Source organism: Rhizobium sp. Root274, assembly GCF_001429245.1.
Classification (GTDB): Bacteria; Pseudomonadota; Alphaproteobacteria; order Rhizobiales; family Rhizobiaceae; genus Allorhizobium.
This window is the reverse complement of record NZ_LMJE01000001.1, coordinates 729,183-742,610: the sequence shown is the minus strand read 5'-3', so window position 1 is coordinate 742,610 and position 13,428 is coordinate 729,183. Positions and strand designations below refer to the sequence as shown.

Below are 13,428 nucleotides of genomic sequence, written 5' to 3'. Positions count from 1 at the left end.
CGATCAGCTCGACTTTGCCATGGCGGCCGAAAGCTGGTCGACATTGTAGCGGAACATCTGCTCATAGGTCGACGCCGGGCCGTCCTTCTCCGACAGCGACTCGACATAAAGCTCACCGCCCGACTGCGCCCCGGTCGCACCGGCGATCTGCTCGACTAGGCGCGGATCGTTGGAGTTCTCCAGGAAGTAGGTCTTCACATGCTCTGTTTTGATCTGCTCGATCAGCTGGGCGATCTCGGCGGCGGAGGCTTCGGTTTCGGTCGAAAGTCCGAGCGGTGACAGGAATGTCACGCCATAGTCCCTTCCGAGATAGCCGAAGGCGTCATGGCTGGTCAGGATCTTGCGGCTGGCTTGCGGGATCGCGTCGAATTTCTCATGCGCATAGGCGTCCATGGCATCAAGCTTCGCCTTGTAGGTCTTGGCATTGGCCGCGAAATCCGAAGCATCATCAGGGTCGGCCTTTGCTAATGCTGCCTCGATATTGTCGACCCAGACCTTCACGTTGACGGGGCTGTTCCACACATGCGGATCGGTCACGGTCTTGCCGTCCTCATCCATGCTGCGCAGCGCAATCCCCTCGGAAGCGACCACCGGTTTGCCCTCATAGCCCGAAGCCGAAATCAGCCGTTCCATCCAGCCTTCCAGCCCTTCGCCACTGATGAAGGTCACCTTGGCGGCCTTCAGCGCCTTGGCGTCTGATGGAGATGGCTCGAATTCATGCGGGTCGCCATTGGGCCCGACCAGGCTGGAGACGGCGACATGATCGCCACCCACCTGCGCCACCACATCGGCAAGCACGGTGAAGGAGGCGACCACCTTGACCGGTTCGCCGGCGAGCGCCGTGGAACCGTAAAGTGACGCGATCAAGGGAAGGGCGGAGAGGAGGGTGAGCTTGCGGATCATGAGACACTCCTTGGAGTTCAGGCGGTGTGGTGCCGCGCTCTCAAGCCTTGAGATGCGGCCGGGGGAAGAAGCGGCGGGCAATGCCCATCGGGGCAATGAGGATCGAGATCCCGTAAAGACAGGCTGCCGTCAGGATGATCGTCGGACCGGAGGCGAGTTCGAAATGGAAGGAGGCAATCAGGCCGATATAGCTGGAGACGATCGCCGTCACGGCCGAGACTGCCATCATACCCGGCAGCGTACGCGCCCAGAGCTGTGCAATCGCCGCCGGCAGCATCATCAGTCCGACTGCCATCAGCGTGCCCAATGCCTGGAAGCTGGCGACGAGGTTGATCACGACGAGCAGCAGGAAGGCGAAGTGGTAGAGCGAGCCACGGCCGCCGACCGCGCGCAGAAAGCCGGGGTCGAGGCATTCCAGCACCAGCGGCCGGTAGATCAGCGCCAAGGCAATCAGCGTCAGCGTGCTGATCGCACCGATCAGCGTCAGCGCCGGGGCGTCGATGGCAAGGATGGTGCCGAACAGCACATGCAGCAGGTCGATATTCGAGCCGCGCAGCGACACGATCAGCACGCCGAGTGCGAGCGACGCCAGATAGAAGCTGGCAAAACTCGCATCCTCCTGCAGCACGGTCGAGCGGCTGACGAGGCCGGAGAGCACCGCGACCGACAGACCCGCAACCAGCCCGCCAATGCCCATGGCGGTGAGCGACAGCGAACCGGCGACGAGATAGCCGATGGCAGCCCCCGGCAGCACTGCATGGCTCATCGCGTCCCCCATCAGGCTCATCCGGCGAAGCAGCAGGAACACGCCGATTGGCCCGGCACTGAAGCCGAGGCAGATGGCGGCCATCAGGGCGCGGCGCATGAAGCCGTAATCGGCAAAGGGCGCAATCAAGAGATCGAACACGCTCATGCCGCCGTCCTCCCGGTCGTGTCGGCAGGTTCGCAGACCTCGGCATCCTCGTCCCAGCGTTCGGCCATGCGCCGCATTGACAGCAGATTGGCTGGCGTCAGCACCTCTTCCGTTGCCCCCCAGTCGATCAACTCGCGGGCCAAGAGCAAGGTCTCGGGAAAATGGTTGCGCACCTGATCGAGATCATGCAGCACCGCAATCACAGTGCGGCCCGCCCCATGCCAGCCGGCGACGAGATCGATCAGGTCGCGGGTGGTGCGCGCGTCGATCGCGGTAAACGGTTCGTCGAGCAGGATCACCTGCGCATCCTGCAGCAGAAGCCGTGCAAACAGCACCCGCTGGAACTGTCCAGCCGAGAGCGAGCCGATCTCGCGCCGCTCGAAGCCTTCGAGACCGACGGTTAAAAGCGCCTCACGCGCCTTGTCCATTTCCGCTTTCCCGATGCGTCCGAAGGCGCCCACGCGCCGCCAGGCACCGAGCATCACCGTATCGAGCACGCTGATCGGAAAGCGCCGGTTGATCTCGGCCGCCTGCGGCAGATAGCCGAAATCCCGCGGGGTGAGGGCATGCTGGATGCGGCCCTCGGCAGGGCGGATTTCGCCCATGATTGCCTTTAATAACGTGGACTTGCCAGCCCCGTTCGGTCCGGCGATCGCCGTGAGGCTTCCTTGTTTGATCACGCCGGAGAGATGATGAACGGCCGGGTGTCGCTGATAGGTCAGCGTCAGATTGTCGATGCGGATCAGGCTCATGGGAGGGCGACTGCCCATTGGATGCCGGCCCAGATCAGCGCGATCAGCAGGAGGACGAAACACAGGCGGGCCAGTGCCGAGCGGGCGAGCAGGCTGGGAAGAATGGCAGGTTCGTCCATCGGCTTTCCGTGATTATGTAATAACATTACAGAAGATCAAGGACGCCCAGATTGTGGCGAAATCAAGGTGGCGGCTTGGCTGTGCACGAGAGGAGCGCCGGAGAGCTTGAGAGGATGTCGGAAAGGGTGATGCCCTTGCAGTGCGGGCCCGGGCAGCGAAGCCATTTTTCGCTTCTGCCCATGAGACGGCAAAGCCAGCAAGTAGCATCTCTCGGGGCTCACGATACCCCCCTCTGCCTTGCCAGGCATCTCCCCCTCAATGGGGGAGATCGCATACGGGGTACCGGTCGGTTTCCACGTCAGCTCTTCGGGTCAGAACTTACCCGCCCGGCAACCGGTTCGCGAGGTCCAATCTCCCCCCTTGAGGGGGAGATGGCCGGCAGGCCAGAGGGGGATAACAGGTACCAAACCCCCGAACCTCCCGGCAATCCAAACGAATTAAAGCTGCTCGATCATCGTGGCCGCAGACGAAACGGTCGCCTGGCCGGGGCTTTCCTCGATGTTGAGGCTCTTCACCACGCCGTCCTCGACCAGCATCGAATAACGCTTCGAGCGTACGCCGAGCGCGCCGGCCGACAGGTCCATGTCGAGACCCATGGCCTTGGTGAAGGAGGCATCCCAGTCGGCGAGGAAGTGGATCTTGCCCATGCCGCCCGAATGCTGCGCCCAGGCGCCCATCACATGCCAGTCATTGACGGAAACGACGGCGATGTCGTCGACGCCACGTTCCTTCAGCGCATCGCGGTTTTCGAGATAGCCGGGCAGGTGGTTGAGTGTGCAGGTGGGCGTAAAGGCGCCCGGCACGGCGAAGAGAACGACCTTCTTGCCGGCAAACAGCTCGTCGGTGCTGATCTCGACGGCACCCTCCGCCGTCTTTTCCTTGAAGGTCGCCTTGGGCAGCGTGTCGCCAATTGCAATGGTCATCGAATTCATCCCCGTTGTTCACCGCGCCGGCCGCGTGCCGGTCGTCGTCGCGGCCGAATATAGAAGCGGGTCAATCAAAGGCAAGCGTGGTTTCCATGGCGCGGTCACCGGCCATCACGAGAATGCCCCAGCGCTTGCCGGCCATCGTATATCCCTTCGGCAGCTTGCCGATCGGCACCGTGACGAGCGTCTCGCCCTTGGCCCCTGCAGAGGCTGTGCCCTCAAGATAAACATGCCCAACCGGCCCGCTGACGATGACCTGCGGGGCAGGGGCGCCGGAAGGCAGCCGCAGCGACACCGAAAGGCTCTTCAGATCTGGTTGCATGAAATGGCCCGTCACCTGAAAGTCCGCGCTCGGCCCGGGCGGCAATTGCCGTTTGGCGTCTTCGACCAGCGCCACCTCCTGCGGATCGCTCCCCACTTGAGAAGCGGGATCGACCGTCAGATCTGCCTGAAAGGGAATGCAGATGTTCTGGCACACGCCGACAAAGGCAGAGATCTTGAACGGCGTGTCGCCGCCTGCATTGGCAAGCGACAGCGGCAGCGCCACCGGGTGGTCATAGCCGACATCCTGCATGTCGCCTGTGGACAAAAGCGTCGGCACGGGGAAGTCGACACGCGCGACGGTGAAGCTGGATCCGGGCGCAGGCGTGATCGACGGCGGAATGCCGACATCACCCGGCTCTTTCCAATAGGTGATCCAGCCCGTCTTCGGCTCGACCAGCAAAACCCCCTCGCGGCTCCCGTCGTCCTTCGCCGGTAAAAGCACAAGGCGCATGCGCCCGCCTTCATTCACCGCCCAGTCGCTGCTGGCGGCCTGTGCGACGCCGGTAAAAGCAGCGAGACAGAGCGGCGCCAGGACAACAAGACCCGTCACCAGGGCGAGCAAGGCCCGCTGAAAGGCGTGTCGGGGGGGAAGGGGAGAGGTGCGCAGACGGTGGATCATGCCCATTTCTCTAGGCGATCGGAGGGGGCGATGCCAGTCACGCTTCAGCGACCGCAATCATTTTGGGTTGATCACAACCGCCTTCTGCCCCATCTTGGGTGAGGGACCAACCTGAACCACGCATCACATCGATGGCCGCAAGGCAGACCGAGGAGGCAGGCATGGCATTGTCGTCGAAGACATCCTTGAGAGAGCGCGGCTTTCTGGACGGTCAGTTGCTGATCGCCATGCCGGGCATGGCAGACGGCAATTTTGCCCGCGCGGTCGTCTATATCTGCGCCCATTCCGATGCCGGCGCCATGGGTTTCATCATCAACCGCTCGCAATCGGTGACCTTCGCCGACCTCCTGCTGCATCTCGAATTGATCGATCGCAACGACGCGATCATGCTGCCCGATCACGCCCGCCATTTCCCCATCCAATGCGGCGGCCCGGTCGAACAGAACCGCGGCTTCGTGCTGCATTCCGACGATTATCTCTCCGATAGCTCCATTCCAGTCAGCGACGACATTTCGCTCACCGCCACGCTCGATATCGTCCGCGCCATTTCCGACGGGCGCGGCCCGCGCCATGCCACCATGCTGCTCGGCTATGCCGGCTGGGGTCCGGGCCAGCTCGAAGAGGAAATCGCCCAGAACGGCTGGCTCAACTGCGCCGCCACCGAAGACCTGATCTTCGACCGCAGCCTCGACAACAAATATGAACGCGCGCTGGCGCTGATGGGCATCAACCCGGCCATGCTGTCGATGGATGCGGGGCACGCGTGAGAGGCGCGGCCCTCCTCACGAGCGACAGACGCTCGGCTATTCGCCTTCGTTTTGCCCGATGAAGAAAAGACCGAAGATTGGTGCAAAGCGTTCGAGAACTTCAGCCATGAGGTCGTCGGGGATCCGATCTTTAGACTTCTCGGCATTTCTGTTGCGCCAGTCCATCGACTTGACCTGATCCACCTGGATGACACCTGTCACACTGGTTCCGGTGCCGATCAGTGGTACCGCAAACCCGTTGAACCGCGAGGCTGTCCCAACTGTGGTGATCGGTGCAATGAACGCGAAGCCCGTCATCATGTTAAATCTGAAAGCGGATATGATCAGGCCGGCATGCCGGCCACGCTGCTCTTTTCCTGCCGACGGATGCATGTCGAGCCACCAAATTTCGCCGGCAGTGGGAACGTTCGGCCTTACCAAGTCTCATTTCCTACGGGAGGCGCATCCATCCACTCTCGCTCCTCTAACGACAGTGGCACTTCTGCTTCATAACCTTCCAGCAACTCATCCAGCGTATATCTCGGTTTACGAACCGTGATGGTTTTTGAAGCCACCACGACCGGCTCCGCAATAACTTGCTGCCCAACGACCGAAACGATCATCTCTTGACCTTCGCTCAATCCCAGCATGCTGCGTGCAGCGGCTGGAACAGTTAGGACTAAAGATCCCCCCGCCTTCTTCAGCTTGGATCGAGTGGAAAAGCCACCTGCGGACTGCGTTTTACGTGACGTCATATAATTGGCCCCGATGTAGAACATTTATATAACATTTGCGGGGTTCGTGGACAAGGCTGCTGGTGACGCAAAGCCGTCTCACGCGTTGCGCCATTTATGGACAGTGTTTCGTAAGATAGGTTAGACGTCCCTGCTTGCGCTCGTTACCGTGAACCGTCAGTGTTTCCCTTGTTCGGCCATTGTGGCAGACCTCCGTGAGAACCATCCCGTGCCATCCACCGACATCCTCCTTGCCTTCTTCGTCACCACCGCCGTCTTCGCCTTCATCCCCGGCCCCGCAATGCTCTATGTCGCGGCCCGCACTTTGGCGGCGGATCGTCGGGCCGGCCTGATGGCAACGCTCGGAATTCATGTCGGCTGCTACGTCCATGTGCTGGTAGCAGCCGCTGGCCTGTCGATCCTCTTTCACCTCGTGCCGACGCTTTATCTGGTCGTGAAGCTGGCAGGGGCTGCCTATCTGATCTATCTCGGTTTCAAGATGTTTCGCGCCGCCCGGTCGGCGGGTACGGTCAGCGAGACTCTGCCCGCGCCAAAAGCGGGGGGCCGTGCCTTCGTCGAAAGCATGCTGGTCGAAGTGCTCAATCCAAAGACCGCAATCTTCTTCCTCGCTTTCCTGCCGCAATTCATCGACGCGGCCGCAAGCTTCCCCGTCTGGCTGCAATTGTCATCCTGGGAACACTGGTCAACATGATGTTCACGGTCGCCGATATCGCCTTCGTGATGGCGGCCAGCACCATCACCCGGCGCCTGGCGCGCGTCTCGTCCCTGCAGCGCAATCTGCAAAGGGCAGGGGGCGCAGTTCTCGTCGGGCTTGGCCTTCACGTCGCGTTTCAGCGGACCTGATGATAGAACAGCGTGAAGTCCTGACCCTTACGCCCGTTTCATAAGCGGGAACCGCTCCTTGAGCAGCCTCAGCACCGATTCCGATCCGAGCGGCGGGCCGAAGAGATAGCTCTGGCCGAATTCGCAGCCCATCATCGCGAGATCGGCAGCGTCCTGGTCGGTCTGGATGCCCTCGGCCACCACCTGCATGTCCAGCCCGCGCGCCATGGCAACGACGGAGCGCAACAGCACGGCGCGCTTGTCGGACTGGTCGCAGACCAGCGCCTTGTCGAGCTTGATCGTGTCGAAGGGGAAACGGGTGAGATAGGCAAGCGAGGAATAGCCGGTGCCGAAATCATCGAGCGCCAGACTGATGCCCGTATCCTTCAGCTTTTGCAGCATCAGGCGCGCCTGTTCCGGGTTCTCCATCACGACGCTTTCGGTCAGCTCCAGCTTGATCCGCTTCGGATCGCACTGGGTCTTGGTCAGCATCGCGCGCACGTCGTTGTAGATCTCGCTGGAGATGAGCTGCGCGGAAGACAGGTTGACCGAGACGAACAGCGGCAGTTCTCCCGTCTGGCGCTCCCAGTCCATCAGGTCGGTCGAGGCGCGTTCCAGCGCGAACATGCCGAGCGGCTCGATGAGATCGGACATTTCGGCGATCGGTATGAACTCCGTCGGCGGAATATTGCCGCGCTTCGGATGGTCCCAGCGCATCAGCGCCTCGAAACCGGCAATCTCGCCGTTCGAAAGCCGGACGATCGGCTGGTAGGCCATCGACAGCTCCTTGCGCTCGATGGCGCGGCGCAGGTCCGTCTCGAGCTGCAGCCGGTCGGTGCTGACGGTGCGGAAGGCGGGACGGAAAGGCTCGACCCGGTTGCCGCCGGTGCGTTTCGCCCGGTACATGGCAAGCTCCGCATCGGCAAGCAGGCTCGTCGCGCTTTCCTGCTGGTCCACCCAGGACACAAGCCCGATCGAAGCCGTCAGGCTGATCTCGCGATTGGCGAAGTTGAGCGGCACCATGATCGCCTTGGAAACGGCGTCGGCGAAATCGGCAATCTTGCCCGGGTCCTTTTCCGAGACCAGGATCAGCCCGAACTCGTCGCCGGAGAGGCGCGCCAGCGTGTCCTGTGGCTTCAAGAGCCGGCGCAGACGTCGGGTGATGGCAATCAGGATGTTGTCGCCGGCGGCAATGCCGAGCGCATCGTTGACCTGCTTATAGCGGTCGATATCGATCGCAAGCACGGTCGGGCGCACGCTGTCGGAGGTCGAGGCGAGCGACAGGATCGCCTGTAGACGGTCGAGGAAGACCTCGCGGTTCGGCAGGCCCGTCAGGTTGTCATGCATGGCATCGACCAGAAGCCGGTCGATGGAGTTCTTCTGCTCGGTCACATCGATGATCGTGCCGACGCAGCGGATGACTTCGCCATTGGAGCCGAGCACCGGCCGGGCGCGGATCTTCAGCCAGTGGAAATGCCCGTCCTCGGCGCGGATGCGGAATTCGTGGGAAAGTCGCCCTTTGCGATGTTCCAGCAGCACGTCGAGCGTGGCGCGAAACCGGTCGCGATCATCGGGATGCAGACGCGGCAGCCAGTTGCGCGCCGGCCCATGCATGGTGCCGGGCGACAGGCCGAGACGCACCGAAACATCGGGGCTGGTGACAACACGGTCGCGTGCCACGTCCCAGTCCCAGACGGTATCGCCCGATCCCGTCAGCGCCAGCGACTGGCGCTCGAGGTCGGAAAACAGCCCCTGCTGATAGGCGCCGCCGGCAAAGGCATGCTGCATGACGGTGAAGCCGATCAGAAGCACGATCAGAACGAGCCCGCCGCCGAGTGCCGGCTGGATGATATCGTTCGACAACTGCCCGGTAACCGTCATCCAGCCGCCGAAAAGCCAGACCAGGATCAGCACCCAGGTCGGCACCAGCAGCACTGCGCGGTCATAGCGGTTGAAGCCGAGATAGATGATGAGGCCAATGCCAACGACGCCGGTCAGCGCAAAGGACATGCGCGCGATCCCGGCGGCAATCGAGGGGTCGACGATGGCAACACCGAACAGGGCGGCGAGACCGAGCACCCAGGCAAGCGTCGCATAGCCAAGATGCACATGCCAGCGATTGAGATTGAGATAGGTGAAGAGGAAGATGACGAGCGAGGAGGCAAGCGCGACTTCCGCCCCGGCGCGCCATATTCGCACGTCGGACGAGGTGATCGAGATCAGCTTTTCGAGAAAGCCGAAATCGACGCAGATATAGGCAAGCACCGCCCAGGCTAGTGCCGCAGCCGCCGGCAGCATGGATGTGCCCTTGACGACGAAAAGGATGGTGAGGAACACCGCGAGCAGGCCGGCAATGCCGAGCACGATGCCGCGATAGAGCGTGAACGCATTGACCGTGTCTTTGTAGACATCCGGTTCCCACAGATAGATCTGCGGTAGGTTGGGCGAGGCGAGTTCCGCCACGAACGTGATGACGGTGCCGGGGTTCAATGTAATGCGGAAAACGTCGGCATCGGCGCTCGGCACGCGGTCGAGCGCAAAGCCTTCCGACGGCGTGATCGCCATGATGCGCTGCGAGCCGAGGTCGGGCCAGAACATCTTCGACCCCGAAAGGCGGAAATGCGGGGCGACGATCACGCGTTCCAGCTGCTCTTCCGAGACATTGGCGAGCGCGAACACGGCCCAGTCGCCCTGGTGGTCGTCCGAGTCCGAACGCACCTCGATGCGCCGGCGGATACCGTCGGCGCCGGCGGCAGTGGAAACCTGGAAGGCCGGACCTTGGTTGGTRTAGATCTCGGTGGTCGCGGTCAGATCGAGCGCCGTGTCGTCACGGGCGATCTTGACCGGCTCGACGGCGACGGCCGGTGATGCGAGCCCCAGAAACAGTGCCGACAAGACGACATGCACGAGGAGCAGCAGGCGTCGGGCTGTGCGTGGAGCGATATGGGTCTCAGTCATGAACCTGCTTTGCCGTTCCGTCCCCGTGCCGGGGCGATCTTCGAAAACAGCACGTGATCGCGCCACTCTCCGTTGATTTTCAGATATTCGCGCAAAAGACCTTCTCGCTCAAATCCCGCCTTTTCCAGCAGGTTTACGCTGTTGACGTTGTCGGGAATACAGGCTGCTTCAATGCGGTGCAACTCGAGCGGCCCGAAGATGTAGGGAATAGCCAGTTGAAGTGCGGCAAACATATGGCCCTTGCCCGCATGTTTTTGCCCCATCCAGTATCCGATCATGCAGGCCTGAGATGCGCCGCGCCGGATCAGGCCGATGGTCAGTCCGCCGAGCAGCTCTCCGCTCTCCCGTTCGAACAGGAAAAGCGGCACGGCCATGCCCGAATGATATTCCTGCTCGTTGCGCAGCACGCGTTGCCGAAAGGCGCGTTCGGTCAGTTCGTCCGGCCGCCAGGTCGGCTCCCAGGGCTGCAGGAAGGCGCGGCTGTCGCGTCTGAGCGCATGCCAGGGCTCGAAGTCTCGGTAGCGGGCGAGGCGCAGGAGATGTCGCTCGCTCACGAGTTCCGGTAGCTCCGCCTGCCGCGACAGAAACCGAAAGACAGAGCGCGTCATCCTGGAACCCCCAGAGAGATCCGGCGGCGTCCCCGCCGGATGGTTTCATGTGTGGTCGCGTTCAGCCGGCAGCCTTGCGGGCGCCCTTCGGCTGGATGCTGAGCGCACCGGCAATCTCGTCGAGCGAGACCAGCTTTTCCACGGGTCCGATGGCAGAAAGCGTGGGCGCCGTGTCGAAGAACAGCCGTCCGGCAAGATCGGTCAGGCGCTGCGTGGTGATGCCGGCCAGCCGCTCCATCATCTCCTGGTTTGGAATGGTGCGGCCATAGAGCATCATCTGCCGGGCGATCTGGCCGGCGCGGGCGGCAGGGCTTTCCTGGCCCATCAAAAGCTGCGCCCGGATCTGTGCCCGCGACCGCTCGATTTCCTGTTCGTCGATATGCTGCGACGCCTTGCGCAATTCGTCGATGATGACGGGCACCAGTTCCGGCAGGTTGTCACCGCCGGTTGCGGCATGAATGCCGAAGATGCCGGTATCGGAAAAGCCCCAATGGAAGGCATAGACGGAGTAGCACAGGCCGCGAATCTCGCGCACTTCCTGGAAGAGGCGCGATGACATGCCGCCGCCGAGGATATTGGCAAGGATCTGCGAACAGTAGAAGTCGCGCATGTGATAGGCCTTGCCCTCGAAGCCCAGCAGGACTTGCGTGTCCATCAGGTCACGCTCTTCGCGGGCTTCGCCGCCGGTATAGCGGGCGACATCCATAACGGGTGCGGCAGAAGGCTGGGTCGGAAGCGAGGCAAAGCGCTCCTCGACCTGTTTGACGAAGGCGTCGTGATCGACGGCACCGGCCGCCACGACGAACATCCGGTCGGTCGTGTAATTGCGCGAGAGATAGGCGCGGATCTGGTCGCTGGAGAAGGACTGCACCGTTTCGGGCGTGCCGAGAATGCTGCGGCCGATCGTCTGGTCCTGGAAGGCGCGCTCGGAGAAGCGGTCGAAGACGACGTCATCCGGCGTGTCGTCGGCGGCACCAATTTCCTGCAGGATAACGTGTTTTTCGCGCTCCAGCTCTTCTTCATCGAACACCGAGTCCGTCAGGATGTCGGCGAGAATGTCGACGGCCAGCGGCACATTGTCCTTCAGCACGCGGGCATAATAAGAGGTCGTTTCGGTCGAGGTGGCGGCATTGAGTTCGCCCCCCACATTCTCGATCTCCTCGGCGATCTGACGGGCGCTGCGTCTCTGCGTCCCCTTGAAAGCCATGTGTTCCAGGAGATGGGCAATCCCATGCTCCGCTTCCGTCTCGTTGCGCGACCCGGACTTGATCCAGGTGCCAAGCGCCACGCTTTCCAGATGCGGCATGTTCTCGGTGACTACAGTCAAACCCGAGGCAAGCCGGGTGCACTCAACATTCATGGTCCGTCTTTCTGCGTTTCTCAACTGTCCGCACGGGCATGTGTGCCGACAAAGCTTTCGACGGCCTTAAGTTCCGCGGGCAGGATTTCGAAGCGCTCCTCCCTGTCCATCAGATCAGCAAGCCATGTCGGAAGCGCGGGGTCAATACCGCAGGCGGATTTTACTGCCGCTGGGAATTTTGCCGGATGGGCAGTGGCGAGCACCACCATCGGGCTTTGCGGCTTCTCGAATTTCTTTGCCACATGCACCCCGACGGCCGTATGCGGATCGAGCAGATAGCCGGTATCGGCGAGCACGGCCTGGATCGTCTTGGCCACCTCCTTCTGCGTCGCGCGGCCGGCGCGGAACTCGCGGCGGATGGCTTTGAGCGCCTCCGGCTGGATCTCGAACGAGCCCGACTGCTTCAAGCCTTCCATCGCGGAACGGATGGAGGCGGCATCGCGGCCGTAGGATTCAAACAGCAGCCGTTCGAAGTTGGAGGATATCTGGATGTCCATGGACGGCGATGTCGTCGCCATGACGCCCTTCATCTCGTAGCGCCCGGTCTTCATCGTGCGCGAAAGAATGTCGTTGTCATTGGTGGCGATCACGAGCTTGTCGATCGGTAGGCCCATCTTCTTCGCCACGTATCCGGCGAAGATGTCGCCGAAATTGCCGGTGGGTACGGTGAACGAGATATTCCGATCGGGCGCACCGAGTGCGACGGCAGACGTGAAGTAATAGACCACCTGCGCCATGATGCGGGCCCAGTTGATCGAGTTGACACCCGAAAGCTTCACCCGATCGCGGAAGGCGACGTCGTTGAACATCGCCTTCACCAGGTTCTGGCAATCGTCGAAATTGCCCTCGACAGCGATGGCGTGAACATTTTCCTCTTTGCAGGAGGTCATCTGGCGCTGCTGCACCGGCGAGACCTTGCCATGCGGGAAGAGGATGAAGATGTCGGTGCGCGCACGGCCGGCAAAGGCGTCGATCGCCGCCCCCCCGGTATCGCCCGAGGTCGCGCCAACGATGGTGGCGCGCTCGCCGCGCTTTTCCAGCACATGGTCCATCAGGCGGGCGAGCAACTGCATCGCCACGTCCTTGAAGGCGAGCGTCGTGCCGTGGAAGAGCTCAAGCACGAAGGAATTCGGCCCGGTCTGGACGAGCGGCGCGACCGCCGGATGCTTGAAGGTCGCATAGGCCTCGTCGATCATCGCGCGGAAGGTGGTGGGCTCGATCTCGCCATTGGTAAACGGCAGAAGTACCTCGTAGGCCACATCCTCATAGCTCTTGCCGCGCAAGCCACGGATCGCCTTTTTCGACATCTGCGGCCATTCGCGCGGCACGTAGAGGCCGCCGTCGCGGGCGAGCCCTGCGAGAAGCGCGTCACAAAAGCCGAGGCTCGGGGCCTCTCCGCGGGTCGAGATATATTCCACGATGCTTATCCTTGGATGTGAGTTGTCCGGATCTTTGACGACCGCAAATTTATGGCGTTTTCGATAAAGAGGTTTGCCATTTTGCGCCAGACCGGAGGTATGAATTTCGCAAGCCCGGCAGTGTCGGCCACGACCGGTGTCGAGAGCGTGGGGGAGGGGCTGTGCAGGCGGATTGAAAATTGAATCAAATTGCCGGCTACCCAA

Annotated in this window: 13 protein-coding genes and 1 pseudogene; 2 read left to right on the top strand and 12 right to left on the bottom strand. The window is 62.0% G+C overall.

Features of this window, described 5'->3' with window-relative positions; genetic code table 11:
* Window positions 1-3: 3 nt before the first annotated feature.
* From ASE36_RS03825 to ASE36_RS03805, 6 genes are all read right to left on the bottom strand, one after another.
* Complete coding sequence (locus ASE36_RS03825; RefSeq protein WP_062275729.1) at window positions 4-903, bottom strand: metal ABC transporter substrate-binding protein; 900 nt, start codon at window positions 901-903, stop codon at window positions 4-6.
* Window positions 904-943: 40 nt separating this feature from the next.
* Window positions 944-1,816: a metal ABC transporter permease gene (locus ASE36_RS03820; RefSeq protein WP_062275727.1), complete on the bottom strand. Its 873-nt coding sequence runs from the start codon at window positions 1,814-1,816 to the stop codon at window positions 944-946.
* Window positions 1,813-2,568, bottom strand: coding sequence for a metal ABC transporter ATP-binding protein (locus ASE36_RS03815; RefSeq protein ID WP_062275725.1), 756 nt, complete (start codon window positions 2,566-2,568; stop codon window positions 1,813-1,815). Before ASE36_RS03815 ends, ASE36_RS03820 begins: the two co-directional genes overlap by 4 nt.
* Window positions 2,565-2,687: a hypothetical protein gene (locus tag ASE36_RS23145; protein WP_274533374.1), complete on the bottom strand. Its 123-nt coding sequence runs from the start codon at window positions 2,685-2,687 to the stop codon at window positions 2,565-2,567. Before ASE36_RS23145 ends, ASE36_RS03815 begins: the two co-directional genes overlap by 4 nt.
* 438 nt (window positions 2,688-3,125) lie before the next feature.
* Window positions 3,126-3,611: a peroxiredoxin gene (locus ASE36_RS03810; RefSeq protein ID WP_062277997.1), complete on the bottom strand. Its 486-nt coding sequence runs from the start codon at window positions 3,609-3,611 to the stop codon at window positions 3,126-3,128.
* A gap of 70 nt (window positions 3,612-3,681) precedes the next feature.
* On the bottom strand, window positions 3,682-4,557 hold the full coding sequence (locus tag ASE36_RS03805; protein ID WP_062277994.1) for a protein-disulfide reductase DsbD domain-containing protein: 876 nt from the start codon (window positions 4,555-4,557) through the stop codon (window positions 3,682-3,684).
* Window positions 4,558-4,718: 161 nt separating this feature from the next.
* Here ASE36_RS03805 and ASE36_RS03800 point away from each other — a divergent pair, with 161 nt between their 5' ends.
* Complete coding sequence (locus ASE36_RS03800) at window positions 4,719-5,324, top strand: YqgE/AlgH family protein (protein WP_062275721.1); 606 nt, start codon at window positions 4,719-4,721, stop codon at window positions 5,322-5,324.
* A gap of 36 nt (window positions 5,325-5,360) precedes the next feature.
* On the opposite strand, the gene ASE36_RS03795 is transcribed toward ASE36_RS03800, so the two are convergent.
* Together ASE36_RS03795 and ASE36_RS03790 are read right to left on the bottom strand one after the other, a co-directional pair.
* Window positions 5,361-5,744: a type II toxin-antitoxin system PemK/MazF family toxin gene (locus tag ASE36_RS03795; RefSeq protein ID WP_062275719.1), complete on the bottom strand. Its 384-nt coding sequence runs from the start codon at window positions 5,742-5,744 to the stop codon at window positions 5,361-5,363.
* Window positions 5,738-6,082, bottom strand: coding sequence for an AbrB/MazE/SpoVT family DNA-binding domain-containing protein (locus ASE36_RS03790; protein ID WP_062275717.1), 345 nt, complete (start codon window positions 6,080-6,082; stop codon window positions 5,738-5,740). Before ASE36_RS03790 ends, ASE36_RS03795 begins: the two co-directional genes overlap by 7 nt.
* A 184-nt stretch (window positions 6,083-6,266) precedes the next feature.
* Here ASE36_RS03790 and ASE36_RS03785 point away from each other — a divergent pair.
* Window positions 6,267-6,901, top strand: a pseudogene (locus ASE36_RS03785) (LysE family translocator).
* Between the two features lie 27 nt (window positions 6,902-6,928).
* Here ASE36_RS03785 and ASE36_RS03780 read toward each other — a convergent pair.
* The 4 genes from ASE36_RS03780 to thrC all read right to left on the bottom strand — a co-directional run bounded on the left by ASE36_RS03780 (window position 6,929) and on the right by thrC (window position 13,233).
* A complete protein-coding gene (locus ASE36_RS03780) occupies window positions 6,929-9,838 on the bottom strand; it encodes an EAL domain-containing protein (RefSeq protein ID WP_062275715.1) in 2,910 nt (969 codons plus the stop codon).
* Window positions 9,835-10,446: a GNAT family N-acetyltransferase gene (locus ASE36_RS03775; protein WP_062275713.1), complete on the bottom strand. Its 612-nt coding sequence runs from the start codon at window positions 10,444-10,446 to the stop codon at window positions 9,835-9,837. The genes ASE36_RS03780 and ASE36_RS03775 overlap by 4 nt, the downstream gene beginning before the upstream one ends.
* A 61-nt stretch (window positions 10,447-10,507) precedes the next feature.
* A complete protein-coding gene (locus ASE36_RS03770) occupies window positions 10,508-11,806 on the bottom strand; it encodes a M16 family metallopeptidase (RefSeq protein ID WP_062275711.1) in 1,299 nt (432 codons plus the stop codon).
* Between the two features lie 20 nt (window positions 11,807-11,826).
* Window positions 11,827-13,233: a threonine synthase gene (thrC, locus tag ASE36_RS03765; RefSeq protein ID WP_156378600.1), complete on the bottom strand. Its 1,407-nt coding sequence runs from the start codon at window positions 13,231-13,233 to the stop codon at window positions 11,827-11,829.
* Window positions 13,234-13,428: the final 195 nt, after the last annotated feature.

Coding starts and splice junctions, on each gene's coding strand:
- ASE36_RS03825 (WP_062275729.1), bottom strand. CDS start 903: ATGATCCGCAAGCTCACCCTCCTCTCCGCCCTTCCCTTGATCGCGTCA.
- ASE36_RS03820 (WP_062275727.1), bottom strand. CDS start 1,816: ATGAGCGTGTTCGATCTCTTGATTGCGCCCTTTGCCGATTACGGCTTC.
- ASE36_RS03815 (WP_062275725.1), bottom strand. CDS start 2,568: ATGAGCCTGATCCGCATCGACAATCTGACGCTGACCTATCAGCGACAC.
- ASE36_RS23145 (WP_274533374.1), bottom strand. CDS start 2,687: ATGGACGAACCTGCCATTCTTCCCAGCCTGCTCGCCCGCTCGGCACTG.
- ASE36_RS03810 (WP_062277997.1), bottom strand. CDS start 3,611: ATGACCATTGCAATTGGCGACACGCTGCCCAAGGCGACCTTCAAGGAA.
- ASE36_RS03805 (WP_062277994.1), bottom strand. CDS start 4,557: ATGATCCACCGTCTGCGCACCTCTCCCCTTCCCCCCCGACACGCCTTT.
- ASE36_RS03800 (WP_062275721.1), top strand. CDS start 4,719: ATGGCATTGTCGTCGAAGACATCCTTGAGAGAGCGCGGCTTTCTGGAC.
- ASE36_RS03790 (WP_062275717.1), bottom strand. CDS start 6,082: ATGTTCTACATCGGGGCCAATTATATGACGTCACGTAAAACGCAGTCC.
- ASE36_RS03775 (WP_062275713.1), bottom strand. CDS start 10,446: ATGACGCGCTCTGTCTTTCGGTTTCTGTCGCGGCAGGCGGAGCTACCG.
- ASE36_RS03770 (WP_062275711.1), bottom strand. CDS start 11,806: ATGAATGTTGAGTGCACCCGGCTTGCCTCGGGTTTGACTGTAGTCACC.